The 26,998-nt window shown below is 74.9% G+C and carries 22 protein-coding genes and 1 tRNA gene; 14 read left to right on the forward strand and 9 right to left on the reverse strand.

Annotation, left to right across the window (positions count from 1 at the left end; all coding sequences use genetic code 11):
* Nucleotides 1-16: 16 nt before the first annotated feature.
* Genes iolB through ACH5AO_RS01000 form a run of 3 tightly spaced genes read left to right on the forward strand, consistent with a single transcriptional unit; the run spans nt 17 to nt 3,615 of the window.
* A complete protein-coding gene (gene iolB / locus ACH5AO_RS00990) occupies nt 17-910 on the forward strand; it encodes a 5-deoxy-glucuronate isomerase (RefSeq protein ID WP_398920427.1) in 894 nt (297 codons plus the stop codon).
* Nucleotides 907-2,799 carry a 3D-(3,5/4)-trihydroxycyclohexane-1,2-dione acylhydrolase (decyclizing) gene (gene iolD, locus ACH5AO_RS00995; protein WP_398920429.1) on the forward strand — a complete coding sequence of 631 codons (1,893 nt, stop codon included), beginning with the start codon at nt 907-909 and terminating at the stop codon, nt 2,797-2,799. The genes iolB and iolD overlap by 4 nt, the downstream gene beginning before the upstream one ends.
* A gap of 30 nt (nt 2,800-2,829) precedes the next feature.
* Nucleotides 2,830-3,615, forward strand: coding sequence for a GntR family transcriptional regulator (locus ACH5AO_RS01000; RefSeq protein ID WP_398920431.1), 786 nt, complete (start codon nt 2,830-2,832; stop codon nt 3,613-3,615).
* Between the two features lie 16 nt (nt 3,616-3,631).
* Here ACH5AO_RS01000 and ACH5AO_RS01005 read toward each other — a convergent pair whose 3' ends face one another.
* Entirely contained in the window at nt 3,632-4,612 is a 981-nt protein-coding gene (locus ACH5AO_RS01005; protein WP_398920433.1) for an aldo/keto reductase, read from the reverse strand.
* A gap of 661 nt (nt 4,613-5,273) precedes the next feature.
* Here ACH5AO_RS01005 and ACH5AO_RS01010 point away from each other — a divergent pair.
* The 4 genes from ACH5AO_RS01010 to fxsT are packed head-to-tail and all read left to right on the forward strand — an operon-like array spanning nt 5,274 to nt 13,625.
* Nucleotides 5,274-6,395, forward strand: a complete 1,122-nt coding sequence (locus ACH5AO_RS01010; protein WP_398920435.1) for a trypsin-like peptidase domain-containing protein — start codon at nt 5,274-5,276, stop codon at nt 6,393-6,395.
* Nucleotides 6,392-7,924: a hypothetical protein gene (locus ACH5AO_RS01015; RefSeq protein WP_398920437.1), complete on the forward strand. Its 1,533-nt coding sequence runs from the start codon at nt 6,392-6,394 to the stop codon at nt 7,922-7,924. Before ACH5AO_RS01010 ends, ACH5AO_RS01015 begins: the two co-directional genes overlap by 4 nt.
* Nucleotides 7,921-9,027 (forward strand): AAA family ATPase, encoded by a 1,107-nt coding sequence (locus ACH5AO_RS01020; protein ID WP_398920438.1) that lies wholly within the window; start codon nt 7,921-7,923, stop codon nt 9,025-9,027. Before ACH5AO_RS01015 ends, ACH5AO_RS01020 begins: the two co-directional genes overlap by 4 nt.
* Complete coding sequence (gene fxsT / locus ACH5AO_RS01025; RefSeq protein ID WP_398920440.1) at nt 9,024-13,625, forward strand: FxSxx-COOH system tetratricopeptide repeat protein; 4,602 nt, start codon at nt 9,024-9,026, stop codon at nt 13,623-13,625. Before ACH5AO_RS01020 ends, fxsT begins: the two co-directional genes overlap by 4 nt.
* Before the next feature lie 52 nt (nt 13,626-13,677).
* Here the strand turns inward: fxsT and ACH5AO_RS01030 are convergent, their stop codons facing one another.
* From ACH5AO_RS01030 to fxsA, 3 genes are read right to left on the reverse strand one after another with little or no spacing between them, the layout of a single operon-like run.
* The gene (locus ACH5AO_RS01030; RefSeq protein WP_398920441.1) at nt 13,678-14,961 is read right to left on the reverse strand and encodes an aKG-HExxH-type peptide beta-hydroxylase; all 1,284 of its coding nucleotides are present in this window, start codon (nt 14,959-14,961) and stop codon (nt 13,678-13,680) included.
* Complete coding sequence (locus ACH5AO_RS01035; protein WP_398920443.1) at nt 14,958-16,205, reverse strand: FxsB family cyclophane-forming radical SAM/SPASM peptide maturase; 1,248 nt, start codon at nt 16,203-16,205, stop codon at nt 14,958-14,960. The genes ACH5AO_RS01030 and ACH5AO_RS01035 overlap by 4 nt, the downstream gene beginning before the upstream one ends.
* A 2-nt stretch (nt 16,206-16,207) precedes the next feature.
* A complete protein-coding gene (gene fxsA / locus ACH5AO_RS01040) occupies nt 16,208-16,501 on the reverse strand; it encodes an FxSxx-COOH cyclophane-containing RiPP peptide (RefSeq protein ID WP_398920445.1) in 294 nt (97 codons plus the stop codon).
* 232 nt (nt 16,502-16,733) lie between these two features.
* Between fxsA and ACH5AO_RS01045 the strand changes: the two genes are divergently transcribed.
* Nucleotides 16,734-18,425: a chloride channel protein gene (locus ACH5AO_RS01045; protein ID WP_398920447.1), complete on the forward strand. Its 1,692-nt coding sequence runs from the start codon at nt 16,734-16,736 to the stop codon at nt 18,423-18,425.
* On the opposite strand, the gene ACH5AO_RS01050 is transcribed toward ACH5AO_RS01045, so the two are convergent.
* Together ACH5AO_RS01050 and ACH5AO_RS01055 are read right to left on the reverse strand one after the other, a co-directional pair.
* Nucleotides 18,386-18,805, reverse strand: coding sequence for a CU044_2847 family protein (locus ACH5AO_RS01050; protein WP_398920449.1), 420 nt, complete (start codon nt 18,803-18,805; stop codon nt 18,386-18,388). The two genes, ACH5AO_RS01045 and ACH5AO_RS01050, sit on opposite strands and share 40 nt — an antisense overlap.
* A gap of 252 nt (nt 18,806-19,057) precedes the next feature.
* Nucleotides 19,058-19,131: transfer RNA gene (locus ACH5AO_RS01055), tRNA-Pro, on the reverse strand.
* A gap of 100 nt (nt 19,132-19,231) precedes the next feature.
* Between ACH5AO_RS01055 and ACH5AO_RS01060 the strand changes: the two genes are divergently transcribed.
* Together ACH5AO_RS01060 and cobF are read left to right on the forward strand one after the other, a co-directional pair.
* Nucleotides 19,232-19,756 carry a DUF309 domain-containing protein gene (locus tag ACH5AO_RS01060; RefSeq protein WP_398920451.1) on the forward strand — a complete coding sequence of 175 codons (525 nt, stop codon included), beginning with the start codon at nt 19,232-19,234 and terminating at the stop codon, nt 19,754-19,756.
* Between the two features lie 55 nt (nt 19,757-19,811).
* A complete protein-coding gene (gene cobF / locus ACH5AO_RS01065; RefSeq protein WP_398920452.1) occupies nt 19,812-20,585 on the forward strand; it encodes a precorrin-6A synthase (deacetylating) in 774 nt (257 codons plus the stop codon).
* Between the two features lie 228 nt (nt 20,586-20,813).
* Here the strand turns inward: cobF and ACH5AO_RS01070 are convergent, their stop codons facing one another.
* Nucleotides 20,814-21,563 carry a cobalt-precorrin-6A reductase gene (locus tag ACH5AO_RS01070; protein WP_398920454.1) on the reverse strand — a complete coding sequence of 250 codons (750 nt, stop codon included), beginning with the start codon at nt 21,561-21,563 and terminating at the stop codon, nt 20,814-20,816.
* A gap of 121 nt (nt 21,564-21,684) precedes the next feature.
* Here ACH5AO_RS01070 and ACH5AO_RS01075 point away from each other — a divergent pair, with 121 nt between their 5' ends.
* On the forward strand, nt 21,685-23,088 hold the full coding sequence (locus ACH5AO_RS01075) for a diacylglycerol/lipid kinase family protein (protein WP_398921065.1): 1,404 nt from the start codon (nt 21,685-21,687) through the stop codon (nt 23,086-23,088).
* Here the strand turns inward: ACH5AO_RS01075 and ACH5AO_RS01080 are convergent.
* On the reverse strand, nt 23,074-23,847 hold the full coding sequence (locus tag ACH5AO_RS01080; RefSeq protein ID WP_398920456.1) for a sulfite exporter TauE/SafE family protein: 774 nt from the start codon (nt 23,845-23,847) through the stop codon (nt 23,074-23,076). The two genes, ACH5AO_RS01075 and ACH5AO_RS01080, sit on opposite strands and share 15 nt — an antisense overlap.
* A 75-nt stretch (nt 23,848-23,922) precedes the next feature.
* Nucleotides 23,923-25,110: a thiolase family protein gene (locus ACH5AO_RS01085; protein WP_398920458.1), complete on the reverse strand. Its 1,188-nt coding sequence runs from the start codon at nt 25,108-25,110 to the stop codon at nt 23,923-23,925.
* A gap of 324 nt (nt 25,111-25,434) precedes the next feature.
* Here ACH5AO_RS01085 and ACH5AO_RS01090 point away from each other — a divergent pair, with 324 nt between their 5' ends.
* Genes ACH5AO_RS01090 through ACH5AO_RS01100 form a run of 3 tightly spaced genes read left to right on the forward strand, consistent with a single transcriptional unit; the run spans nt 25,435 to nt 26,952 of the window.
* Nucleotides 25,435-25,917 (forward strand): Dps family protein, encoded by a 483-nt coding sequence (locus tag ACH5AO_RS01090; protein WP_398920460.1) that lies wholly within the window; start codon nt 25,435-25,437, stop codon nt 25,915-25,917.
* Nucleotides 25,918-25,957: 40 nt separating this feature from the next.
* Nucleotides 25,958-26,290, forward strand: a complete 333-nt coding sequence (locus ACH5AO_RS01095; RefSeq protein WP_398920462.1) for a DUF3140 domain-containing protein — start codon at nt 25,958-25,960, stop codon at nt 26,288-26,290.
* A gap of 5 nt (nt 26,291-26,295) precedes the next feature.
* Nucleotides 26,296-26,952 (forward strand): endonuclease, encoded by a 657-nt coding sequence (locus tag ACH5AO_RS01100; RefSeq protein WP_398920464.1) that lies wholly within the window; start codon nt 26,296-26,298, stop codon nt 26,950-26,952.
* Nucleotides 26,953-26,998: the final 46 nt, after the last annotated feature.

The raw sequence follows: 26,998 nt of genomic DNA on the forward strand, positions 1-26,998 counted from the left end.
AAGACGGAGGCATCGCATGGCACATCACCTTCCCGCGGGCAAGGCCCTCGCCGGCCCCTACGCCGTCGACGTGACCCCGAAGTCCGCCGGCTGGGGCCACTCCGGCCTGCGCGTCCTGGAGCTGCCCCCGGGCGGCACGCACACCTTCGACACCGGCGACAGCGAGTGGATCGTGCTGCCGCTGAGCGGCGGCTGCACGGTCACCGCCGACGACGACTTCGGCCACGACACCTTCGAACTCACCGGCCGCACCGGTGTGTTCGACGGCGTCACCGACTTCGCCTACGTCCCGCGCGACGCCCGTGCGACGGTGTCCGCCGCGGACGGCGGACGGTTCGCGCTCACCGGCGCCCGCTGCACCCGCCGGCTGCCCGCCCGGTACGGGCCCGCCTCCGGCGTCCCCGTGGAGCTGCGCGGCACCGGGAACTGCTCGCGGCAGGTCAACAACTTCGGCGCGGCAGGCGTGTTCGAGTGCGACAGGCTCATCGCGGTCGAGGTGCTCACCCCGGGCGGCAACTGGTCGTCCTTCCCGCCGCACAAGCACGACGAGCACCGGCCCGGCGAGGAGTCCGTGCTGGAGGAGATCTACTACTTCGAGTTCGCCGGCCACGACGGCACCCCCGGCCTCGGCTACCAGCGGGTCTCCCCCTCCGGTCCGGGCCGTGAGACGGACGTGCTGGCGGAGGTGCGCGACGGCGACGTCGTCCTCATCCCGGACGGCTGGCACGGCCCGTCGATGGCCGTGCCCGGCCACCACATGTACTACCTCAACGTCATGGCGGGGCCCGATCCGGAGCGCGCCTGGCTGATCTGCGACCACCCCGACCACGCCTGGATCCGCGACACCTGGCCGGACCAGGCCGTCGACCCCCGACTCCCCCTCTACACCGCACCGGAGAGGTCCGCATGAGCGCCGCCACCCGCCGCACGAGCGCCGCCACCCGCCGGCTGACGACCGCCCAGGCACTGGTGCGGTTCCTGTCCGCCCAGTACACCGAACGCGACGGCGTACGGCGCCGGCTGATCGCGGGCACCTGGGGCGTCTTCGGCCACGGCAACGTGGCGGGGATCGGGCAGGCGCTCGTCGAATGCTCCGACGTCATGCCGTACCACCAGGGCCGCAACGAGCAGGCCATGGTGCACGCCGCCGTCGGGTACGCCCGCCAGCTGAACCGGCTCTCGGCGCAGGCGGTGACGACGTCCATCGGCCCCGGCGCGACCAACCTGGTCACCGGCGCGGCCCTGGCCACCGTCAACCGGCTGCCGGTGCTGCTGCTGCCCGGCGACTACTTCGCCTCCCGCGTCGCCGACCCGCTGCTCCAGCAGCTGGAGCACCCGGTCGAGGCGGACGTCTCGGTCAACGACACGCTCCGCCCGGTGTCCAGGTACTTCGACCGCGTCACCCGCCCCGAGGCGCTGATCCCCTCCGCGCTGAACGCCGTGCGGGTGCTCGCCGACCCGGCCGAGACCGGCGCGGTGACGCTGGCCCTCCCCCAGGACGTGCAGGCGGAGGCGTACGACTGGCCGGAGGAGTTCTTCGCCGAGCGCGTCTGGTCCGTACGCCGTCCCGCCCCGGACCCGGCGGAGCTGACGGCGGCCGCGCGGGCCGTACGGACCGCGCGCCGCCCGCTGATCGTCGCGGGCGGCGGGATCCACCACAGCGAGGCCGAGGAGGCGTTGAGGGCGCTGGTGGAGGCCACCGGCATCCCGGTCGCCTCCACCCAGGCCGGCAAGGGCTCCCTGCGCCACGACCACCCCGCCGACCTCGGCGGCATCGGCCACACCGGCACGGCGGTCAGCGACCAACTGGCCCGCACCGCCGACCTGGTGATCGGCGTCGGCACCCGCTACACCGACTTCACCACCGCCTCCGGCACCCTCTTCCAGAACCCGGACGTCCGTTTCCTCAACCTCAACATCACCGGGTTCGACGCGCACAAGCTGGCGGCGCGCACCCTGGTCTGCGACGCGCGGAGCGGTCTGGAGCTGCTCACCGGGGCGCTGGCCGGACACCGCGTGGAGGCGTCGTACGAGGAGGAGTACCGGGCCGGCAAGGCGCGCTGGGAGCAGGTCGTCGAGGGCGCCTACCGCGCGGCGGACGACACGGCCGTACCGACGCAGACGCAGGTGCTCGGCGCGCTCGACGCGGTCGTCGGCGACGAGGACGTGGTGATCAACGCGGCCGGTTCGCTCCCCGGTGACCTGCACAAGCTGTGGCGGTCGCGCAGCCCCCGCCAGTACCACCTGGAGTACGGCTACTCCTGCATGGGCTACGAGATCCCGGCCGCGCTGGGTGTCCAGCAGGCCGCGCCCGGAACCCCGGTCTGGGCCCTGGTCGGCGACGGCACGTACCTGATGAACCCGACGGAGATCGTCACCGCCGTCCAGGAGAACCTGCCGGTGAAGATGGTCCTGGTGCAGAACCACGGGTACGCCTCCATCGGCGGCCTGTCGGAGGCGGTGGGCGCCGAGCGCTTCGGCACCGCCTACCGTCACCGGGCCGCCGACGGCACCTTCACCGGCGCCCCGCTGCCCGTGGACCTCGCCGCGAACGCGGCCAGCCTCGGCATGGACGTACTCCGCGCCAAGACCGTGCGGGAGCTGCGCGACGCGCTGGCCGAGGCGCGCGCCTCCGCCCGGCCGACGTGCGTGTACGTCGAGACCGACCCCGCCCCCACCGCGCCCCCGGCCGAGGCCTGGTGGGACGTGCCGGTGGCCGAGGTGTCCGCCCGCGAGGCCGCCGTCCAGGCCCGCGCACGGTACGACACCGAGGTCGCCGAACGCCGCCGCCACCTCTGAACCCCCGCACCACTACAGGAAGGTACGTCCATGGCGAAGACCGGTGACCCCGCACGTGCCGCGACCGGACCCGCGCTGAGCACCCTGGACTTCGCCCTGGACCGGGGCAGTCCGGTGCCGCTGTACCACCAGCTCGCCCAGCAGCTGGAGGCGGCGATCGAGCAGGGCGTCCTCGCCCCGGGCGATCTGCTGGGCAACGAGGTCGACCTGTCGGTGCGGCTCGGCCTGTCCCGCCCCACCGTCCGCCAGGCCATCCAGTCCCTCGTCGACAAAGGGCTGTTGGTCCGGCGGCGCGGGGTGGGCACGCAGGTGGTGCACAGCAAGGTCAGGCGCCCCCTGGAGCTGAGCAGCCTCTACGACGACCTGGAGGCGGCCGGGCAGGGCCCGACCACGCAGGTGGTCCGCAACGAGACGGTCCCCGCGCCCGCGGACGTGGCGACCGCCCTGGGGCTGGCGCAGGGCGGCGAGGTCGTCCTGCTGGAACGCCTCCGCCGCACCCACGGCCAGCCGGTCGCCCTGCTGTGCAACTACCTCCCGTCGGACCTCCTCGGCCTCGACAGCGCCCGGCTGGAGGCGACCGGCCTGTACCGGATGATGCGCTCGGCCGGCATCACCCTGCACAGCGCCCGTCAGACGGTCGGCGCCCGCGCGGCCACCGCGGCGGAGGCCGCCCGCCTGGACGAGGAGGAGGGCGCCGCCCTGCTCACCATGGAGCGCACGGCGTACGACGACACCGGGCGGGCGGTGGAGTACGGCACCCACGTCTACCGCGCGTCCCGGTACTCGTTCGACTTCCAGCTGCTGGTCAGACCGTGAGGCACGGGCCGGCGGTTCAGTGCGCCGCGTCCAGCCGGGCCCGCTGCTCCGCCGACAGTTCCAGGTCCACCGCCGCCAGGTTCTCCTCCAGCTGGGCCGGCGACGACACCCCGGCCAGCGGGATGACCGGCAGCTCGTGGCCGATCTGCCAGGCCAGTACGACCTGGTTGACGGTCGCTCCGGTCTCCCGGGCGACCTCGTGCAGCACGGCGAGGCGGGCCGGGGTGCCCGGGTGGTCGTAGTCGCCGGGCAGGCGTTCGGGGCGGGTGTAGGCGCCCTTGAGCAGCGGCGAGTAGGCGACCAGGGTCAGGGCGGGCTCGGCGCGCAGGTAGCCGGCCAGCTCCGCGCCCGCGTGGCCGAGGCTGCCGTCGGGGAAGAGGGCGTCGGGGACGTCGAAGCGGGGGCGCAGATGGCTGTGCTGGTACTGCAGGACCTCGTAGCCGGGCAGGCCGGCCGCCGCCGCGAGGGCGCGGGCCCGCTCCACTCGCCAGACGGCCTGGTTGCTCACGCCGAGCAGCCCCACCGTGCCCTCGGCGACCAGCGCCCCGAAGGCCTCGACCGTCTCGCGCTGGGGGACGGTGTGGTCGTCGATGTGCGCGTACAACAGGTCCAGCCGCTCCAGCCCGAGCCGTTCACGACTGCGTTCGGACGACTCCCGGATCACCTTCGCGGACAGGCCCTCGGCGTTGTCGGTGTAGCTCGTGCCGGGGGCGAGGGGGCGGGCGCCGAGCTTGGTCGCGAAGACGATCTCGTCGCCCACCCCTCGGCCGCGGCGCCAGCGGCCGAGCAGTTCCTCGCTCTGCCCGCCCTGGCCGCCGTCGGTCCAGAAGGCGTAGTTGTCGGACGTGTCGATGAAGTTCCCGCCGGCCTCGACATAGCGGTCGAGCAGGGCGAAGGAGGTCTTCTCGTCGGTCACCGACCCGAACAGCATCGCGCCGAGCGCGAGCACGCTCACCCGGCGGCTGTGCGGACCGGTGCCGATGGTGCGGTACTTCATGCCTGAATCCTCCCGTTCAGCACCCCGATGCCGGGGCACGGAACGGGAGTCTTCCGCTTGAAGAGCGCTCCAAGTCAAGCGTGTCCGCGGCTCGTCGAGGCGAAGCGGCGAAGAGGCGAAGCGGAAACCGGTCCACCTCGCGATCCGTCCCGGTCGACGAGCCGGGCGGACGGGAAACCGGACGGAGCGGGCAGCAGCGCCCGGACACGCGCGGGACGGCGGGACGGCCGACGCCGGGGGGCCGCGCGGGAGCGTGTTCGGCTTCGGGCTGTCGGACGACGCCGTCCGGTACGGGCCGAACCGCGCCCCCGGCGTCGCCGGGCGGGCCGGCGAGCGCCTCGGACAGGGGGACCGCACCGGCGCGGGTCCCGGCCGGCGGGACGACCGGCGGATCGTGGCCGGGCCGCCGGGCCGGCACCACCGGGGACGGCCGACGCTCCGTCACCGGCCGTCCCGGCCTGCGGAGAACGCGACGGCGGCATTTCGGCCACCCTTCGGCCCTCCCGTCCGATTCGGACGTCTTGCCGGGACACCGACCGGGTATTGCTGCTTAGCATGGCCGTAACACGCGCGCCTCCAGCACCTGGTTCACCGCGGCCGTGCCCGACCCCGGCGAACGGGGTGCGGCGGAGGCTCGCGGAGCGGGAAACGGGGGGCAGGGGTGGAACATTCACTCGCGGAGTCATGGCGCGTACGGATCCTGGACGCACGGGGAACGCCGGTCGGCGCAGGGGTGTTCGTCGCCGGTGACAGGGTGGTGACCTGCGCGCACGTCGTGGAAGGGGCGCTCGGTCCCGATGCCGGGGACCCGCGGGAGGCGGAACTCACGGTGGACTTCCCCGGCTCCCTCGCACCCGGTGCCGGGCCGGTGCGCGCCCGGGTCGCGCCCCGGGGATGGGCGCCGCCGGACGAGGAGCGGGCCGACGTCGCGGTGCTCGACCTGTACGGGGGCGCCCCGGTCGACTGCCGGCCCGCGGAGCTGCGGCCATGCGGCCCCGCCCGCGACCGGATCGTCCGGGCCTTCGGGCAGGCCGTCGGCGCGCCCGCCGGGCTGTGGCTGCGGGCGCGGCTGGTGGGATCCGGCGGGCTGAGCCCGGAGTGGATGCAGCTCGAGGCGGCGAGCGAGGCCGGGGACCGCCTGCGGCAGGGCTACAGCGGGGCGGGGGTCGTCGACGGCTCCGGGTACGTGATCGGCCTGGTGGTCGCGGAGGACACCCGCGCGGAGCGCCGCACCGGCTGGCTCATACCGGTCGAGGTCGTCGTACGGTACTGCCCCGACCTCACGGACGCGGTGACCGGTCCCGCCGCCGGGGCGGGCGGGGTTCCGGACACCGACGGGTCCCGCGGATCCGGTCACCACGCGCACCGGGCGTACGGACCGTACGCCCCGGACGGCCCGTACGCTCCGGCCGGCGCCCCCGGTTCGTACGGGCCGGAGCGCGGTCCCGGCGCGGAGGGCGTCCTTCCGCCGTCCTGGCCGCCCAGCGCCGAGCGGGACCTCGCCCGGGTGCTCGTGAAGGTGCGGAGCTTCGCCGACCCGCACCGCCGGGAGCGGGTGCTGCGGGACACCGGGGACCACATCGCCTTCCACGTCGAGCGCACCGGGATCCTGATCAACGACGCCCGGGCGGTGCTCGGGCTCTGCCTGGAGTACGAGGACGGCATCGACCGGTTCGCGGCGGCGTTGCGCTGGTACGAGTCGCGCTCGCTGCCGATGCGGGAGTTCGACCGCGAGGTCGCCCGGCTGCGTGCGCTGGGGTCCGGCGGCGGGGCCGCCCGATGAGCGGCTCCCGCGACCCGTACTGGGCGCTGGCCAACGAGATGCTCCGGCTCAAGCGCTCGCCCACGGACACCGCCTCGGCCCGGCGGGCGGCGCTTCAGCGGGTCGCGTCGGAGTACGGGACGGCCCCGCGTTCCCCCGAGGGCACCACCGTGGAGGCGCTCGCCCTGGAACTGGCCTACTGCGCCGACCATCCGGGCGGGCTGGCCGTCTACCTGGAGGAGTTCTCCCGCGGCCACCAGCAGACGACCAGCTGGCGGGCGGTGGAGCAGCTGCACCGGCAGCTCTTCCCCTCGGACCTCCTGGAGCCGCACCACCGCCGGACCCTGTGCGAACTCCTGGAATCCTGCGATCAGGGGCCCCGGCTGCGCCCCCTCGCCCTGCGCGTCCTGCACGAGACCGGCGCCGGCTCCGCCTCCCTCGGGGACCGGGGGTCCGGCCGGGGCCACGACGAACGGCACGGCGAGGTCTCGGCCCTGCTGGCGGTCTTCGAGGACCTGCCGTACGGCTGGGAGAACGAGCCACACCCCCTGCTCGTCTTCGTCGAGACCGTCGCCGTCCTGGAGGACGCCCCGCTCCGGGCCCGGCTGCACGCCTGGAGCGGGCGGGTCGCCGCCCGTCTGGGCTGCCGCAGTCCGTGGCGGCTGGCCCGGCTGCGCGACGAGGTGGCCGCCCGGGCCGGCCGGCCGCTCTCCCCGTACCGGCTCCTTCTGGAGATCACCGCGCGCACGCCCGTGCCCGACCTCTACACCGTGCGGTCCTGGGTGGTGCCGCCCGGCCCGGACGGGGCACGGCCGTACGGCGAGCCGGTGCAGCTCTCCTCACGGGCCGCGATGGAGGACGAGGTCGCGGGCCGTTACCTGTCCTGCGTACAGGAGCTCGGGGAGCTGAGCGCGGGAATGGTGGTCGAGTTCCTGCTGCCGAGACCGCTTCTGTGGCTGCCGGTGGACCAGATCATGGTCCGGCCGCCGGACTCGGTGGCCCGTCCGATCGGCGCCGACCACACGGTCCTGGTCCGCAGCCGGGACCGGTGGGCGAAGCCGCACTGGCGTCCGCGGCTGCACGCCCGGTCCGACCTCCTCGCCACCGCCCCGGAGACCCCCTTCGAGTCGGCCGCCGTACGCGTGGTGCCGTACGGCGAGCGGCTGCGGCCGGTGGAACTGCTCCGTCAACTGCGTCACGACCGCGAGCAGCTCGGCTGGTTGTTCCTCGAACCTCCCCCGTACACCGGCGGTCTGGAGGGGGACGCAGTCAACGTGCTGCTGGAGATGGGGATACCGGTGATCGTGGCGGTGCGCGAGGTGGGCGGCCATCCGGAGGCGGAACGAAGGACACGGAAAGTACTGGCCGGCAGGCTCATCGAACTGCCCGAGCGGGTAAGGATGCTGAGGGGGGAAGTGGGGCCGGACGCGGAGGTCTTCTCCGTTCTGGACCTGCATCGGCACATCAGCCTAGTGTGGGACGGCCGTGACGGACTGGAGGGGGCGGACTCCGCGCTGGGGCATCCGTCGACCGGGGGTGGCTTGCGATGAGCGGGACCGTGCACCGCGTGACGGGCGGCACGAACGACGCGGGTGGGACCGACGGATCCTCCGTCCCCGGCTGGTGGGTCTTCCGGGACACCGGTGAGCACCGTTCACCGGGGGACGACGTGCTGCCGAAGCTCCCCCCGCCGCCGGCCTGGCGCCGTTTCCGTCCGGAGTCCGAACTCGGTCCGCTGGACGTGCCGCTGCCCGCCGACGACCAGGACACCCGGCGCCGGCTCGGCAGGCGGCGCGGCGGCACGCTGGCCCCGAAGACCCTGCACGTCGTCAACGCCGCGATCCATCTGCGCCGCCCGCTGCTCGTCACGGGCGCGCCGGGCACCGGGAAGTCCTCCCTCGCCCACCAGATCGCCTCCGAGCTGGGGCTGGGCAAGGTGCTGTGGTGGCCGGTGGTCAGCCGCACCACGCTCCGCGACGGTCTGTACGACTACGACGCCATCGGCCGGGTCCAGGACGCCCCGCAGCCGGGACGCCGCTCCCCCACCGGGGACGGCCCGCTGCCGAACATCGGCCGCTACCTCACGCTCGGCCCGCTGGGGACGGCCCTGCTGCCGTGGCGGCGACCCCGGGTGCTCCTCGTCGACGAGCTGGACAAGAGCGACGTGGACCTCCCCAACGACCTGCTGCACATCTTCGAGGAGGGCGAGTACCACATCCCCGAGCTGGAGCGGCTCGCCCAGTCGCGGCGCCAGGTGGACGTGGCCACCGCCGACCACGACCACCGGGTCACCGTGACGGCGGGCCGGGTGCGCTGCGCCGAGTTCCCCATCGTGGTGATCACCAGCAACGGGGAGCGCGACTTCCCGCCCGCCTTCCGCCGCAGGTGTCTGGAGGTGCGGATGCCCGCACCGGACGCGCAGCGGCTCGCCGCGATGGTCGCCTCCCACTTCGGCGGGGCGCTCGACGAGCGGACGCGGGAGCTGGTGCGGGAGTTCGTGGAACAGCGGGGCGACAGCGCCGACCTCGCCATCGACCAGCTGCTCAACACCGTGCACATGCTCACCAACGGCGCCGCCGAGGCGGACGACACCTCCTGGCTGCACCTGCGCGACGCCCTCTGGCGGAACCTGTCCTCGGACACCTCACCATGACCGGATCCGAAGGCTCCGCGGAGCCCACGGCCCGCGAGTGGGCGGAGGCGCTCTGGCTCGCGGAGGTGATCGGGCAGGAGGAGGGGCCACCGGGCCCCGACCGGGACACCGGCGACCGGGAGACAGGCCGGCGGGAGACCGACGGACAGGAGACCGACGGACGGGACACGGGCGGTCCGGAGGCCGACGGCCGCGAACCCGGCGCGGACCCCGGCGGTCCTCCCGGGGTCTCCCCCGCGCCGGAGGACACGTCCGAAGCAGCGGACCACGGCACGGGAACGGACGACGGGACGGATCCCGCGAACGACACGGGCGGAGCGGTGACGGCGCACGGCCCCCCCGCTCCCGGCGCCGGCGCCACCGGCCCGGCCCTCCCCGACGGCCCGCTGCCCGCCCTCCCCCGCATCTCCCACACCCTCTCCTCCGGCCGGGGGACCATCACCGGGGAGGAACTGCCCGGCGCGCTCCGCGACGCCCGGGGCCTGGCCCGGGCCCTGCGGCCGCTCAACCGCCGGCTGCCGGGCGGCGCCCGGCGACGGGTGCTGGACGAGGAGGCGACCGCCGTACGGGCGGCCGAGACCGGCCAATGGCACCCGGTGCTCACCCGGCCACCCGACCGCTGGTTCGAGGTGGCCCTCGTGGTGGAGCGCAGCGTGTCCATGACGGTGTGGCAGCCGGTGGCCCACGCGTTCGCCGAACTGCTGCGCATGCAGGGCGCGTTCGCCGACGTACGGCTCTGGTCGCTGGACACCCGGGACGGCAAGCACGCGGTGCTGCGCTCGGCCGACGGGGGGCTCCGGCACAGCCCCGCCGAACTGTTCCATCCGGACGGGCGCCGGATCGTCCTGGTGATGAGCGACTGCGTGGGCGACGCCTGGGCGGGCGGGGCCGTGCCCCGGCTGCTGCACACCTGGGGCAGGCGCGCGCCCGTCGCCGTGCTGCAGCCGCTGCCGACCCACCTGTGGGACCTCTGCGACGGTGTGCCCATGGACCTGCGGGTGCGCGCCTTCGCGCCGGGGCTCCCCAATTCCCGTCTCGAACTGCTGCGGTACGGCCGGTGGGAACGGCCCCGCGACAGCGACCCGGCCGATCCGCTGCCCGTCCCCGTGCCCGTGCTGGAGCTGGAACCCGGCTGGTTCGCGGGCTGGGCCCGGATGGTGACCGGGGGCGCTCTGCCGTGGGCCGAGACGACCTCGCTGCTGGTGGACGAGCAGGGGCTCACACCGCACTGTCTGCCTCCGTTCACCTGGGAGGAGCGGCGCCGTCCGGTGCCGCCGGACCTGGCGGTGCGGCGGTTCCTGCAGCACGCCTCCCCGGCCGCGCGGCGGTTGGCGGCCCGGCTCGCGATGGTGCCGCTGCGTCCCGAGGTGGTGGAGGCGGTGCGGCAGGGGCCGGTGGCGGCCGGCGGACCGCTGCCGTTCGCGGAGATCCTGCTGGGCGGACTGCTCGCGTTACGCACCACGACCGCCCGGGGGCGGACCGGCGAGGAGTACATGTTCGAGTTCCTGGACGGGGTGCGCTCCCGGCTGCTGCGCGGGCTGGGCCGCACCGAGCTGCTGCGCACGCTCCAGGAGACCTCCGCGCTGGCCGGACGTGCGGTCGGGGCCCGGCCGGACCTGCTGCGCACCGTGATCGGCAGCCGGGAGACGCCCGACGCGGAGACCCTCACCGATCTGGACCGCGAGCTCCTCGACGCCGCGGGGCCCGCGCTCAAGGCGCTCGGTCCACCCTATGGTGCGGTTTGGGACCCGGTTCGGGGGACGGCTCCGTTCGGTCCGGTCACCACCGGGGAAGAGGTGACGGCGGAGGAGGACCCGGCACCGACCCCGGCGGGAAGCGCTCCGGCGGACGACGCCTCGCGAACCGGCGGGGCGGGCGGAGAAGGAGACGGCCCTCACCCCGGAAGCGAGGCCGGAGCCGGCCCCGGCTCCCCCCAGGACGACGGCACAACGCCCCCGAACGCAAAGGACACCACCACCATGGAACCCCCAGCGGCGGGAGGCACCGCACCGGGTGTCACGCCCCCCAGCCCCGGCGACACCGGCACCGGTACCGGCACCGGCACCGGCACCGGCACCGGCACCAAGGGACCGGACCCTTCCGGCCAGTCCCGCTCACCCCGTTCCGTACCCCTGCCCAATCCGCACTTCGCCGGGCGCGAGAACGAACTGGCCGAGTTGCACCGGCAGCTGGGGACGAGCACGCGGGCCGCCGTCCTGCCGCACGCGCTGCACGGCCTCGGGGGCGTCGGCAAGACGCAGCTCGCCCTGAAGTACGTCCAGCTGCACCGGCACGAGTACGACCGGGTGTGGTGGATCGACGCCGAACAGCCCGCGGTGATCCGCGCCCAGCTGACCATGCTGGCGCCGGAACTCGGCGTGGTGCCGGACCGGCAGAGCGACACGGTGGCGCGTGTGCTGGCGGCGCTGGCCTCGGGCACGCCGCACAGCCGCTGGCTGCTGGTGTTCGACAACGCGGGACAGCCCAACGAGGTCATCCCGTACCTGCCGTCCCTGATCGGAGGCTCCGAGGGGACCGGACGCATCCTCATCACCTCGCGCCACGCCGGCTGGTCGGACCGGGTGCTCGCGACCAAGGTGGACGTGTTCACCCGCGCCGAGAGCCTGGACTTCCTGCGGGCGCGCGCCCCCTGGGCCGGTCCGGAGCAGGCGGACCAGCTGGCCGAACTCCTCGGGGATCTGCCACTCGCCCTGGAACAGTGCGCGGCGCTGCAGCGGCAGACCGGCATCGCGGTGGCGGACTTCCTGACGATGATCGAGCAGCGACGGGCCGAGGTGCTGGCCGAGGGGGTCGACTCGATCACCCTGCCGGTGGCGGTGGTGTGGCGGGCCTCCATGGAGACGCTGGCCACGCAGGCGCCGGGCGCGCTCGAACTCCTGCGTCTGCTGGCCTTCTTCGGGCCCGAGCCGGTGGCGCTGGACTTCCTGCACGACGCCAGGATGCTGCCGTTGCCCCCGGCGCTCATGCGGCTCGCCCGCGACCCGCTGTCCCGGGGCCGTGCCATCCGGGCGATCAACCAGTTCTCGCTGCTCACCGTCGACAACGTGGCCGGGACGGTGCAGATGCACCGACTGGTGCGAGCGGTCCTCCAGGACGAACTGCCGGCACGGGAACAGAGCGAGATGCGGCACCTGGTGCACCAGGTCATCGCCGCGCACGACCCGGGCGACAGCCAGCGGTCCGAGCACTGGCAGAACTACGCCGACATCCTTCCGCACCTGGAGCCGACGGGGCTGCCCCGCTGCGAGGACCGGCACATCCGGGACACCGCGATCAACCTGATCACCTATCTGCTGGCGCGGGGCGTGCTGCGCGGAGCGGCGCAGCTCGGCGAGCGCATCAGCACGGACTGGCAGTCGTTCCTGGGCGCGGACGACCTCCAGACCCTGTGGGCGATGCGGCACCGGGCGAGCGCCCACTGGCAGCTGGCCGAGTTCACCGTCTCGCGGCCGCTGAGCGAGGAGGTGCTGCGGCGGCTCCGGGAGACGGTGGGCGACGACCACGAGTACACGCTCACGGCCGCCGGAGTGCTCGCCGCCGACCTGCGGACGGCGGGCCGGTTCGCGGACGCCCTGGAGCTGGACGAGGACGCGTACCGGCGCAGCGTGACCATGTACGGGACGGAGGACCCGTTCACCCTGCGGGCCGGGCACAACTACGGGGTGAGCCTGCGCGTCAACGGGCGCTACGGGGAGGCCCTGGACCTCGACCGGCGCGTCCACCAGGACCTCCGCACGGTCCTCGGCGCCACCGCGCTCTCCACCCTCTTCTCCGTCAACAACGTGGCCCGCGACCTGCGCGAGTGCGGCGAGTACGCGGCGGCCCTGGAGCTCCAGGAGCAGACGCTCGCGCAGTACCGCGCACAGTACGGCGACCGGCATCCGCACACCATGCGGGCGATCAAGAACATGTCGGTGACCTGCCGCAAGGCCGGCCGGTTCGACCGGGCGCGGGCACTGGCCGAGGAGGTGCTCGACCTGTACGTGGCGATCCTCGGGCCGATGCACATCGACACGCTCGCCGCGTTCGCCAACCTCGCCAACGACCTGCGGCTGACGGGTGACGCCGAGGCCGCCGAGCGGCAGGGCGCGCAGGCCCTGGAGCGGTACCGGACGGTGCTCGGCGCCGAGCACCCGCTGACGCACGTGGCGGCCGTCAACCACGGCGCCGCGCTGCGCGCGGTGGGCAAGTTCCCGCAGGCGCTCCGGCTCGACCAGGAGACCGCGCCCGGTCTCGAACGGGTGTTGCACGAGACGCATCCGTGGGCGCTGCTCGCGCACGTCAACCTGGCGACGGGGCTGGCCAGGACGGGCGAGCACGAGGCGGCGCGCGACCTGGGCGAGCGGTGTGCCCGGACCCTGGAGGAGCGCTACGGGGACCGGCATCCGGCGACCCTGGCCGCCCTGCGCAACGTCTCGCTCGACCTCGTGTCCTGCGGGGAGGAGGAGCGGGGCGCGGAGCTGCTGGCCTCGGTGGTGCGCCGCTACCACGACACCCTGGGGGCCGAGCACTGGGAGACGCTGTCGGCGAAGGCCGGGCGACGCGCGGAGTGCGACATCGAGCCGCCCCCGCTGTGACGCCCCGGCTCCCGCGGTGCCCCCGCCCGTATCCGCGGGCCGGGCGGCGGCCTCACGGGAGCGGGCGACGGTCCCGCTCCTCCCGGCGGTCCCGCTCCTCCCACGAGGCGAGGACGGCGCGCAGGGCACCGAGCAGCCGCCGGCCCTCCCGCGTCGTCCAGTCGTCGTGGGCGGTGAGGGTGGCGAGGGCCGTCGCGGCGGTGCGCCTGCTGTGCTCGTACAGCCGGCGGGCGGCGGGGTTGCCGAGCCGCAGTTCGGTGCGCCAGAAGCCGGCCGTGACGAGGAAGGCGGAGCTGCCCTGGAGCAGCGCGGCAGGCGGGCGGGGCCGGTCGCTCCAGGGAGCGTCGGCCCGGACTCCGGGCGGGGAGCCGAGCAGTTCGACGAGGTCCATGGCGGCGTAGAGCAGCGAGTGCTGGGTCTCGTGGACGAGGTCCGCGGCGAGTTCGGCCGGGTCGTCGACCGGGGAGAGCGCGACCAGTCCGGTCGCGTCGCCGAACGAGGCGCTGCGCCAGCCGGTCCCGTCCTCCTCCCCGAGCGGCACGAGCACGCGCAGCACCTCCGCGACCGTCTCCGCCCGCTCGGGGTGGCGTTCCGTCAGCAAGCGCCACGTGCCGTCGAGCCGGCGGACCCAGCCCGCGTGCTCGGCGGGCGGCAGGGGGCGGGGAGGCAGGGGCGCGGGGCCGCCGAGCCGCAGCGGGTCGAGGGTGTCGAGCCGTACGGCGGCCCGGCCGCCGAGGCGCAGCCGCGGCACGGGGAACCAGCCCCCGGTGCCGTCGGGCCCGGCCGCCGGGGCACCGTGGACCAGTACCGGCCGCTCTCCGTCCCGTACGGCCGCGGCGCCGCCCCCGTCGCACAGGACGGTGGCGGTACCGGGGCCCGGGGCCGGGAAGAGGACGGCGCCGAGCCCGGGCAGGACCAGCGCCGTACCGTCCGCGACCGGCACCCGGATCCGGAAGCGGAGCCCGGCGCGGAGGGCCGCCGCGGCGGCGAGACGGGCGAGTCCGGCGGCGGGTTCGCGGTCGGTGCCGCGCGCGGCTCCGCCCTCGAGGACGCGGGGGAGGGCGTGCCGGGCGAGCCAGGCGCCGGCCTCCGGGCCGCCGAGCAGTTCCGTGAAGACCTCCGGCCGGGCGCGCCGGACCTCGGCGAGCAGGGCCACCGCCGCCGCCCAGTGCGGGTCGGCCCGGTGACGCCGGTGGGCGACGCGGAGCAGCAGGAGGTTGCGGTTGCGGCGGGCGGTGCGCAGAGCGGCGAGGGCGGCCGGAGCGGGGGTACCGGCCGCAAGGGACTCCCAGAAGTCCTGCCGGGAGGCGCGCGGGGACGGGGAGCGGGTGCTCATCCGTCGTGCTCCGCGCCCCGGCGGCCCGGAGTCCGCCCCGCCATCACCGCCGCCTCCGTCCTCGTCACCGCCTTCGCCGTCCTCGCCGTCCTCGGGAAGTCGGCGGCGACGGTCCGTGCCACATGGCCGATGAACCGGGCGAGGTCGGGGCAGTACACGGACGGGTTGTCGTGGCCCGCGCCGCCGGATCCCGCCCGGTAGCGGTGCGGGTAGTGGCCGCCGCCGCACACGGCGACCAGCGGGCAGGCCCGGCAGCCGGCGCAGAGCCCCGCCGGGCCGGCCTGGCGGGCCGCGACGCCCGGGTGGCGGAGCAGCGCGTCGAACGGGTCGCGGTGCACGCTGAGCCCCGTCCGGTCGGCCCCGTCGTAGGTGGTCTTGAGATGGTCGGAGAGCGTGAGCGAACCGTCGGTGTCGATCACGGCGAGCCGGCTCGGACCGCCGCCGATCACCTCGCTGCCGGAGGCGCCGCCCAGCAGCAGGTCGATCACCGACTCGAAGAGGGGGACGCGCGGCGCCCGGCTCCCGCTCCCGTACCAGCGGTCGAAGACCTGGACGAGCCAGTCGGCGTACGGGGTCCGGGCCGGGTCCGGGACGCGGCCGGGCGGGGGGACGGTCCAGTTGCCGAGCGGCAGGATGAGGGTGAGGGCGGGCGGATCGTACGAGAGCAGGTGGTCGTACGTGGTGAGCGGGTCGGTCGTCGGGTCGACCGTGGTGAGCAGTCCGCTCCAGAGCGGACGGTGCTCCGGGCGGGTCAGGAGTTCCAGCGCGGCGGCCACCCGGGCGTGGCTGCCGCGGCCGGCCGGGTCGCGGCGGTAGCGGTCGTGGACGGCGGGCGGGCCGTCCAGACTGACACCGATCCGGATGTCCTCCGCGTGGCAGAGCCCCAGGAGCGTCTCGTCGAGGAGGGTGCCGTTGGTCTGGAGGGCCACCTCGGCACGGGTGGCGGCGGGCAGCGCGGCCCGCAGTCCGCGGACGAACCGGGCGAGGAACGCCTCGCCCGCGAGCAGGGGCTCGCCGCCGTGCAGGATCACCCGGACGGAACGGAGGACGTGGCGGCGGGCGTGCTCGGCGATCCGCAGGACGAGCCGCGCGGCCGTCGCGGGGGTCATTCCGACCGGCTGGGTGCGCCAGCCCCGGTCCTCGCTCTCGTACACGTAGCAGTAGCGGCAGGCGAGGTTGCAGCGGCTGTGCACCTTGACCAGGAACTCCCGGAACGGGAGCGGCGGCCGGGACCGTCCGGGCACGGTCACACCGGGGGGTCGTCGACGGGCACGGCGGACGAGTTGTAGGCGGCGAGCGGCGCCTCCTCGGCCATCAGCCGGTCGAGGACGCGCCGGGCGGCGCGGGCGAGCACCGGGTTCGGCGCGTCGAGGAGCTCCTCCAGCGCGAGCCCCGCGAGATCCGGGAGGTCCGGAAGATCCGGGAGCCGGGGAACCCCCGGCAGGTCCGGCAGGTCCGCCGGTTCCCCGCGGCCCGTCGGTTCCGGCGCCCTCGCGGGCGGTACGACGTCCGGACCTCGCTCGGGTGGACCGGCCCTCATGCACTCCCCCTGTCGCACGCGTGTCCCACGGCCCGCCCGCCTCCGGTGTCCTCGCGCCGCGTCGTGCGCGGAACCGTGCGGGCTCTTCTCCATGTCATGGCCATCCATCACCCCCGCCAAACAGATGACCGATACATCGACGGCGTGATCGAGGCGGCGCGGCGGTGGCGCGGGCCTGCCTGTCCCTGGGTCACAATACGTGCGACACGGCCCGAACAGCCAGGGAGATCCGATGAGTTGGAAGCGAAAGACCACAGGCCCTCGCTCCACCGCCGATCGTCCTCTGCCACGGTCCGTGGCCCGGCTGTTCCCCTCTCCGGAGGCCGCGACCGACCCGCTGTCCCGCTGGATCGTGCCGGCCCTGCTGATCGGCGCGGTGGCGGGGCTGGGCGCGGTGGCACTGTTCGGGCTCCTGCATCTGTGCACCGAGTTACTCCTCGAGGACATCGCCGGATTCCACCCGTACCGGACCTCCGCCGAGGGCGGCTTCCGTGAACTGGTCCCGTCCGAACGCCCCTGGGCCGTTCCGCTGGTGGCCGCCGGGGGCGCGCTCCTCGCCACCGCGTTCGCCGTCTGGCTGGCCCCCGAGGCGCGCGGACACGGGACGGACGCCGCGATCGCCGCCGCACACCACGATCCGTCCGGGATGCGCGGCCGGACGACGGTGGTGAAGCTCGTCGCGTCGGCGCTGACCCTCGGTTCCGGCGGTTCGGGCGGTACGGAGGGGCCCGCCGCGCAGATCTCGGCGGCGTTCGGCTCGGTGATCGCCCGTCGTACCGGCATGTCCCGGCGGCAGGCCCGCACCGCCCTGGTGATCGGTCTCGCCTCGGGCGTCGGCGCGATCTTCCAGGCCCCGCTGGGCGGGGCGCTGCTCGGCGCGGAGCTCCTGTACCGCAGGGAGATGGACGCCCGGGTGCTGCCGAAGGCGCTCGTGGCGGCCTGCGCGGGCTGGCTGGTCTTCGGCGCGTGCTACGGCTTCGCGCCCGTCCTCGGGCGGCACTCGGCGGACGGACCGGGCTTCGGGGCCGGCGACTTCGTCCTGATCGCCGTGACCGGGCTGCTGTGCGGACTGGCCGGCCGGCTCTACACCGGCGCCTTCTACGCCGTGCACCTGCGCACCGAGGACCGCGTCCGGTCCGTGCCGGCCAGGATCGCCGCCCCGGCGGTCGCCGCCCTGTTCGTGGGCGTCCTCGGGCTGCTGGTGCCCGGTGTGCTCGGCACGGGGTACGGCCTGATGGAGGCGCTCACCGACCGCGAGCTCGTCGCCGACCTTCCCGTACTGATGTTGCTCGCCATCCCGCTCGCGAAGATCGCGGGCACGGCCCTGACCGTCGGTTCCGGCGGGTCCGGCGGCATCTTCGGACCGTGCATGGTCGTGGGCGCGGGGACGGGTGCGCTCGCCTGGCGCGTCGGCGAGGCGCTGCACCTGCCGTCGGCCGGGCCGCTCCCGTACGTGGTGGTGGGCATGGCGGCCTGTCTGGGCCCCGTGGCCAACGCGCCGCTCGGCGTGCTGGTCATGGCGACGGAGATGGTCGCGGACGCCTCCCTCCTGGGGCCGGGCATGCTGGCGGTCCTGTGCGCGTCGGCGGTGACGGGACGCACGACGCTGTACCGGAGTCAGCTGGAGCGCCGGCCGCGGAAGACGGCCGAGGAGCGGGACGGGGCGGCGGAGGGCCGGTCCGGGACGGCACACGCCCCGGACCCGGTGCCGACGGCCGCCCGCACCCCTGTCCGGGAGCCCGGGCCGCCGGAGCCGAAGCCCGCGCCCGTGGCCACCGGCGGGACGACGGTGGCGGCGGCCGACTCCACGGCGAGCCCTGCGTCCGATCCGGCGTCCGACCCCGCGGCCGGGCCGGTCGCCGCTCCCGCGGTCCCGCCGACGGCTCAGCCCTCGCCGTCCGCCCCCGCCTGCGCGCCCGACTGACCTCCGGCCGGGGGCGCTTCGTCCTCCTCGGGTCGCCGGTGCCGCTCGCCCCGCTCCCAGACCACCTTGACCTTGAGGTGCCCCTCGACCCCGGTACGGGCGATCACCGCACCGGTCTCCACGTTGAACTTCACCCCGAACTCGAGCTCCACCGTCGACGGCGGGGCGGGCAGCGACACCATCCGCTCCAGCGTCCGTCCGGCCATCTGCCGGACCTGGTCGAGCCCTTCCTCGAACCGTCCCGCCGCGACGTCCACGGCACCGTTCCCCGACCGGTCACGGCTCCGGGCCCGTACGATCTCCGGATCCTGGTCCTCGAAAGCCACGTACACCGCGGCGTCCCCGTCGCCGAGTCCGAACCGCGCCAGCTCCTCCGGCATGTCCCCTCCGCCCGCTCCGGACCGGGCCGTGCGCCCGGCGGCGCCAGCCTACGGCGCGGGGCGCCGGAGCACACCGAGACGGACAGCCCTCGAACCCCTGACCGAACAGGCGTGACGGAGCGTTCCCGGACCCCCGTCGTCGCGGTCACCACGGCGTCCCCACGCCACCTGTCCTCGGCCGGCGCCCCGAAAACGGCCAGGGGCCGTTCCAGCTCTCCGCTGGAACGGCCCCTGGACCGCGACTTCACAAAGTCGGGACGACAGGATTTGAACCTGCGACCCCTTGACCCCCAGTCAAGTGCGCTACCAAGCTGCGCCACGTCCCGGTGCGCTCACACGGGGTGGATCCGCGTGATCGCGCGAACAGCACTTTACCCCACGCCCCCGGCTCGGCCCGAATCGGAGCGGGCGCGGGACAATCGGCGTATGGGCAGCATGGAGAGCACGCCGTCGGGCCGGACGGCCGCCGCGCGGGACCGGGACAGCGAGGGGCGGGCGCGCAACGCCCGGCCGCGGGACGGGCTCGGGCGGCCCCTGCCGTACGGGGCGTCGGGGGTGCCCCGGCAGCCCGAGGGGGTGGTGCGGCGGCCGGAGGAGAGCGTCGCGGAGGCGCAGCGGCTGCTGGACGAGGGGAAGCCGTTCCACGCGCACGAGGTGTTCGAGGACGCCTGGAAGTCGGGGCCGGAGGAGGAGCGCGAGCTGTGGCGGGGGCTGGCGCAGCTCGCCGTGGGGCTCACCCATGCCGCGCGCGGGAACGTCACCGGCGGGGCGCGGCTGCTGCGGCGGGGGGCCGGTGCGGCGGAGGCGTGGGCCTCGGGGGCCGGCCACCGGCCGCACGGGATCGACCTTCCGGGCATGATCGCCTGGGCCCGCGAGCTGGCCGCCGAGGTGGAGGCGGGTGCCCCGGTGGACGCGGGGGCGCGGGCGCCCCGGCTGCGCGGGGCCTCCTGACGGAGGGATCGGGTCCGGTGCACGCGCTGTCGGTGCGGTGCGGCAGACTCGGGGCGTGCGAGAGATTCATGTCATCGGTATCGGCGCGGGCGACCCCGACCAGCTGACCCTGCAGGCGGTCAAGGCACTGCGGAGCACGGACGTGTTCTTCATCCTGGACAAGGGCGAGGCGAAGGCGGACCTGACCCGGCTGCGCCGGGACATGCTCGACACGCACATACCGGAGGGCGGCTACCGCGTCGTCGAGGCACGTGACCCGGAGCGGGACCGGACGGCCGGCGGGCCGGCCTACTCCCCCGCCGTCGGGGACTGGCGCAGTGCCCGCGCGGACATCTACGAGCGGATGATCTCCGAGGAGCTGGGTGAGGACCAGACCGGGGCGTTCCTGGTGTGGGGGGATCCGGCGCTGTACGACAGCACGATCGGCGTCCTCGAGGAGGTCCTGGAGCGGGGCCGTGTCGCCTTCGACTACGACGTCGTGCCGGGCATCAGCAGTGTGTCGGCGCTCGTCGCCCGGCACCGGACCGGGCTCAACCGGGTCGCCCGCCCGGTGCAGATCACCACGGGGCGGCGGCTCGCCGAGGGGTTCCCGGAGGGCGTGGACGACGTGGTGGTGATGCTCGACGCCCACCAGGCCTTCCGCGCGTACGCCGACCAGGACGTCGACATCTACTGGGGCGCCTACATCGGCACGCCGGACGAGATCCTCGTCTCCGGGCCGCTGGCCGAGGCGGCTCCCCGTATCGAGCGGCTCCGCGCGGAGGCCCGGGAACGCAAGGGCTGGATCATGGACACGTATCTGCTGCGCCGCAGACCGACCGAGGGCTGAGCGGCCGGTCGGGGGTGCCCGGCCGCTGACGCCGGCCCGCCGGGGCGCATCCGGGCGGAGTGCCGGGCCGCCGGGTACGGCCTGCCGGTCACGACCGGCCGGCGCGGGGCCCCGGGACGCCGCCGACGGCGGTCGCGTACGACGGCCCGGAGGCCCGCGCCGCGGACCTCGGTGAAGGTGACGCCGGCCACGTCCCGCGCGGTGGGGCACGGAGCGAGCCGTCCGTCCTCAGGGCCGGGCGAGGGCGTCCAGCCGGCGCAGGACCGCCGGTACGTCCTCGACCGCCGTGACGCCGTCCGGCAGCGGCGGGCGGCGTACGACGACGACCGGGAGGGCGAGGTCGCGGGCCGCGGTGAGTTTGGCGGCGGTCGCCGCTCCGCCGCTGTCCTTGGTCACCAGTACGTCGACGCGGTGCTCGCGCAGCAGGGCCGTCTCACCGGCCACGGTGAAGGGGCCGCGGGCCAGCAGGACGCGCGTGTGCGGGGGCATGGGCGGCTCGGGGGGCTCCACCGACCGTACGACGAAGTGGGGTTCCGTCAGGTGGGCGAAGGCCGCGAGGCCGAGGCGGCCGGTGGTGAGGAGGATCCGGTGCCCGAGCCGGGGCAGCAGGCCGGCCGCCGCCTCCAGTGACGGGACCGGGTGCCAGTGGTCGCCGGGGCCCGGCCGCCAGCCGGGGCGGCGCAGGACCACCAGGGGCAGCCCGGTCACGGTCGCGGCCCGTGCCGCGTTCGCCGTGATGGTCTCCGCGAAGGGGTGCGTGGCGTCCACCACCGCGTCCACGCGCTGCTCGCGCAGCCAGTCCGTCAGGCCGCGGGCGCCACCGAAGCCGCCGACGCGCAGCTCGCCGGCGACCGCGCCCGGCCGGGTCACGCGTCCGGCGAGGGAGGTGGTCACCCTGGTTCCGGGGCGGGCGGACAGCTCGGCGGCCAGTGCGCGTGCCTCGGCGGTGCCGCCGAGAACCAGGACGTGGGGGGACATGGCGCCGAGGGTACGAGGCCCGGACGCCGGGTCCGGCACCGGCCCGCCCGACGAAGATCGGCATCCGGCCGCACACCCGTACGCGCACGCCCTACGATGACGCCGGGTGACTGGAGGAAGCATGGCCGTGGAGTGGAGCAGGCGGGGCTATCACGCCCAGCGGTGGGCGGCGCGGGGGGCGTTGGCCGCCGCCGCGCTCGCGGTGGCGACCCCCCTCGTCTACGGCGGGCTGCGCGGCCTGCTGTTGCTGGTGTGCGGGGTCGCGGGGCTGGGGCTCAGCGCGGCCGCCGTGTGGTGGACGCTGACCCTGCGGGGTCCGCTGCGGTGGGTGTCCGCGCTGGTCGCCGTGTGTGTGCCGGCGGGTCTGATCGCGCTGTTCGCGGTGACGCTGTTCTGGGCACTGCTGGTGTCCCTGGGGCTGTGGGTGCTGGCGGTGTGGAGCGGCAGGTTCGCGCTGCGCGGCACGGGCGGCGGGCAGGCCCCGGTGCGCGAGCGGCGGCTGCCGCCGCCCCGCAAGCCGGTGCTGATCATGAATCCCCGGTCGGGCGGCGGCAAGGTGGGCCGGTTCCGGCTGCGGGAGAAGGCGGAACGCCTGGGCGCCCGCGTGGTGCTGCTCGAGCCCGGCAGGCAGCACGACGTCACCGCGCTGGCCCGGGCCGCCGTCGCGGACGGCGCGGATCTGCTGGGCGCCGCCGGCGGCGACGGCACACAGGCGCTGGTGGCGGCCGTGGCCGCGGAGCACGACATCCCGTTCCTGGTGATCAGCGCCGGGACGCGCAATCACTTCGCCCTGGACCTCGGCCTCGACCGCGGCGACCCGGCCGCCTGTCTCGACGCGCTCACGGACGGCGTCGAGCTCCGTGTCGACCTGGGTTTCGCGGGTGAGCAGCCGTTCGTGAACAACGCCTCGTTCGGCGCGTACGCGGCGATCGTGCAGAGCCCCGCCTACCGCGACGACAAGATCGGCACCAGTCTGGAGATGCTGCCCGGCCTGCTCACCGGGCAGCAGGGGCCCCGGCTGGTCGCCCGCGCGGGGGACACCACGCTCGTCGCGCCGCAGGCCGTGCTGGTCAGCAACAATCCGTACCGCACCGGTGACCCCTTCGGTCTCGGGCGGCGGGAACGGCTCGACTCCGCCGCGCTCGGCGTCCTCGGGGTGAAGCTGGAGGGCGCCATCAGCGCCGCCGCCCTGCTGCTGAACCCCGAGCCGAGCGGGCTCACCATCGTGACCGCCACCGAGGTCGTCATCGAGGCGGACCGCGCGGAGATCGAGGCCGGGGTCGACGGGGAGGCCATGATCCTGCCCGCCCCCGTCCACTGCCGCATCGCACCCGGCGCGCTGCGCGTCCGGGTGCCGCGCAGGCGGCCCGGCGCCACGCAGGCCCCGCCGCGCATGGACTGGCGGCGGCTGCGCAAGCTGGCGGCGACGGTCGGCCGTACCGCCGCGCCGAGCCGGCTCCACCACTTCCACGAGGCACCCCGCGCACCGCGGCAGTCGGCCGGGCCCCGCTCAGGGCAGCAGTAGCTGCACGCCGCCCACCACCGTCGCCGCGATCACCAGCCGTTCGAAGAGCCGCTGGTCGATCCTGTTCACGGCCCACTTGCCGAGGAACGCTCCGGGCACCACGAACAGCACGAGCGCCGCGTCGAGGAGCAGCGAGTCGGCGTCGATCAGGCCGAGGCCGGCGCTGAAGGGCAGCTTGGAGGTGTTGACGATCAGGAAGAAGAACGCCGAGGTCCCCAGGAAGCCGAGTTTCCGGAAGCCCGCGGAGAGCAGGTACAGCGACATCACCGGGCCGCCCGCGTTGGCGACCATGGTGGTGAAGCCGCCGAGGACGCCGTAGGAGCGGGCCTTGCCGCGGCCGGCCCGGGTGGCGGCCCCGTCGGGCTCCTCGCCCGCGTCGGCCGTCCGCCGCCGCCACACCGTCACCCCGGTCATCAGCAGCAGGATCGCCCCGATGGAGCTCCGTACGGTCCCGTCGTCCGCCCACACCAGGAACAGGGTTCCCACGACGACGCCCGCCGCGACCGCCGGGAACAGCCGCCACAAGGTGGGCCAGTGGGCGTGCCGGCGGTAGGTGAGGACGGCGAGCAGGTCCCCGGCGATCAGGATGGGCAGCAGGACGCCGGTGGAGGCCTTGGCGGGCAGCACGGCGGCGAAGACGGCGAGGCTGACCGTGTTGGCCCCGCTGACGGCGGTCTTGGAGAAGCCGACGAGCAGGGCGGCGAAGGCGAGCGCGGCGAATTCCCAGCCGTCGAGGTGCCAGGGCGTCATCATGTTCATTACGAGGACAGATGCTATGCGCAAGCATCCGACGCCCGTAAGGACCGTCTCACCCGATGGCTCCGGGGGTGCCGGTCAGTGCCTCTCGACCAGCACCGCGCTGCCCTGTCCCACGCCCACGCACATGGTCGCCAGGCCGCGTCCGGCGCCGGTGCGGCGCATGCGGTGCAGCAGGGTGGTGAGGATGCGGGCGCCGGAGCAGCCCAGCGGGTGGCCGAGCGCGATGGCACCGCCGCTGGGGTTGACCAGGCCGGGGTCGATGCCGAGCTCGTCGACGCAGGCCAGGGCCTGTGCGGCGAACGCCTCGTTGAACTCGGCCTCCTGGAGGTCGCCGACGGTCCAGCCGGCGCGGGCGAGCACCTTGCGCGTGGCGGGGACGGGGCCGATGCCCATGACGTCCGGATGGACGCCGGCGGAGGCGCCGGCGACGTAGCGGCCGAGCGACTCCAGGCCCAGCTCGTTCAGGGCCTCCTCGCTGACCAGGATCAGGCCGGCGGCGCCGTCGTTCATCGGGGAGGCGTTGCCCGCGGTGACCGAACCGCCGGCGCGGAACACCGGCTTCAGCCGGGCCAGCTTCTCGAGGGAGGTGTCCTCGCGGACGCATTCGTCGGTGTCGACGACCACTCCGTCCGGGCGGGTCACGGACAGGAGTTCGTCGTCGAAGTGACCGTTCTTACGGGCTTCGGCGGCGCGCTGGTGGCTGCGCAGGGCGAACTCGTCCTGCCGTTCGCGCGGGACGCCGTACCGGGCGGCGACCTCCTCGGCCGTCTCGCCCATGGCCAGCATCCCGTGGAGGTCCTTCATCGCGGGGTTGACCAGCCGCCAGCCGAGGCGGGTGTCGGCGGTCTCCATGCGGTGCGGGAGGGCCTCGTCGGGGCGGGGCAGGACGAAGGGGGCGCGGCTCATCGACTCGGAGCCGCCGGCGACGACGATGTCGGCCTCGCCGGCCGCGATGGTGCGGGCGGCGGTGGTGACGGCCTCGAGGCCGGAGGCGCACAGCCGGTTGACCGTGGCGCCCGGGACGGACTCGGGGAGCCCGGCGAGCAGCGCGGCCATGCGGGCGACGTTGCGGTTGTCCTCGCCGGCCTGGTTGGCGGCGCCCCAGTAGACCTCGTCGACGCGGGCCGGGTCCAGGGCGGGCACGTCGGCGACCAGGCCGCGGATCACGGCGGCGGCGAGATCGTCGGGCCGTACGGTGGAGAGGGCTCCGCGCAGTTTGCCGATGGGGGTGCGGCGGGCGGCCGCGAAGTGGACGGGACGCACGAGGGGACTCCTGACCGATGCCGACGGCTGTGCCGTGTGACCGGCGACACTATTAATTAGCACCGCTAGTTTCGGACTATAGACCGCCGGACGGCCCCCTGGGAAGTCGCCCGCTCCGGGGCCGCGTTTGCGCCGGAGGGCCGGGGGCACCCGCGCATTCATGGAGTGGTCGCGGAGCTCGGCCCGTGCGGGAGGGGACCCGGAGTCGTCCTTCCCGCGGGACCGACGAGGCCGGCGCCGCGGAACCTCGCCGCCGGCGAGGACGGGTGCCCGGCGCCACTCCGCACGTACCACGGACGATTCGAGAAGGAGGAACAGCACCCCATGACCGTTGTGAGGAGCACCCTGCCCGACGAGGCCCGCCGGATCTCCTGCGAGGCCCTCCAGGACACCCTGGTGGATCTGCTCGGGCTGTCGCTGATCGGGAAGCAGGCGCACTGGAACGTCGTGGGCCCGCGGTTCCGTTCCGTCCACCTCCAGCTGGACGAGGTGGTCTCCGCCTCCCGCACCCACGCCGACACCGTGGCGGAACGGGCCGCGACGCTCGGCGTGCCGCCGGACGGCCGCCCGGAGACCATCGCCAAGGTCTTCTCACTGCCGGCCCCGGCCGAGGGCTGGCTGCGCGACTCCCAGGCCGTGGAGGTGATGACGGAGGCGCTCGGCACGGCCGTCACGCGCCTGCGCGAGCGCATCGACGCCACCGAGAAGGCGGACCCGGTCACCCAGGACCTGCTGATCTCGATCACCGCGGACCTGGAGAAGCAGCGCTGGATGTTCGAGGCGGAGAACTTCCCCGGCGAGTCCTGACCGTCACGACGCCGGAGCACACGCACGTAAGGGGCACATCATGAGCGACGCCCTCGAGAGGGACGCGCTGTGGGACGACTTCCACCGCGTGGTGAACATGACCTCGGCGGAACTGGCGGCCTGGCTGCGGGTGAGCGAGGCCGACGAGACGACCGAGCCGCTGCCGGACCGGGCGGGCAGCGAGACGGGACAGCACGTCCTCGCCATCCTGCAGAAACGCCGCACCGACCTCACCGAGGACGACCTGCGGGTGATGGCGGAGGTCGTGGACACCGTCACGGCGCAGACGGACCCGGAGAACGAGCCCGTGGCCGAGGACACGCCCCGCCGGCACCGTCTGATGACCCTCGGCCACGACCCGCTCAAGCCGTAGCCGCCGTGGCCGGCCGGGACGAGCGGGTGGTCCGTGCCCTCGTCGGCGCGTACGGCCGGACGTACGCGGAGGAGGCCGGCATCGGGCTGAAGGACACCCCGCAGCCGCTGTACCGGCTGCTGGTACTGGCCCATCTGCTCAGCGCCCGCATCAAGGGATCGATCGCCGTGGCCTCCGCCCGTGCCCTGCACGAGGCGGGGCTGCGCGACCCCCGCCGCATGGCCCGGGCCGACTGGCAGGAACGGGTGGACGCGCTCGGCCGGGGCGGCTACCGGCGCTACGACGAACGCACCGCGACCCAACTGGGCGACGGCGCCGAGCTGTTGATCGAGCGCTGGGGCGGTGACCTGCGCGGGCTCCGCGCGGAGGCGGACGGCGACATCGGTGAACTGCGCAGTCTGCTGCGGGAGTTCCCCGGCATGGGCCCGGTGGGCGCCGACATCTTCCTGCGCGAGGTCCAGCGCGTCTGGCCGGAGGCGGCGCCGCTGTTGGACGCCAAGGCCCTCGACGGCGCACGGCGGTTGGGGCTGCCGCAGGACCCGGACCGGCTCCTCGCCCTCGCGGGACGCATCGAACCGGCCGTCCTCGCGGCGGCGCTGGTCCGCGCGGCGGTCGACGCGCACGTGGCCGAGGACGCACTCGGCCGGGCCGAGGACACGTGACCTCACGCCAACAGGGCTTTCCCGCTCCCCCGTTCACGGGACAACG

This window comes from Streptomyces sp. NPDC018964, assembly GCF_044390325.1.
In the GTDB taxonomy this organism is placed as follows: domain Bacteria; phylum Actinomycetota; class Actinomycetes; order Streptomycetales; family Streptomycetaceae; genus Streptomyces.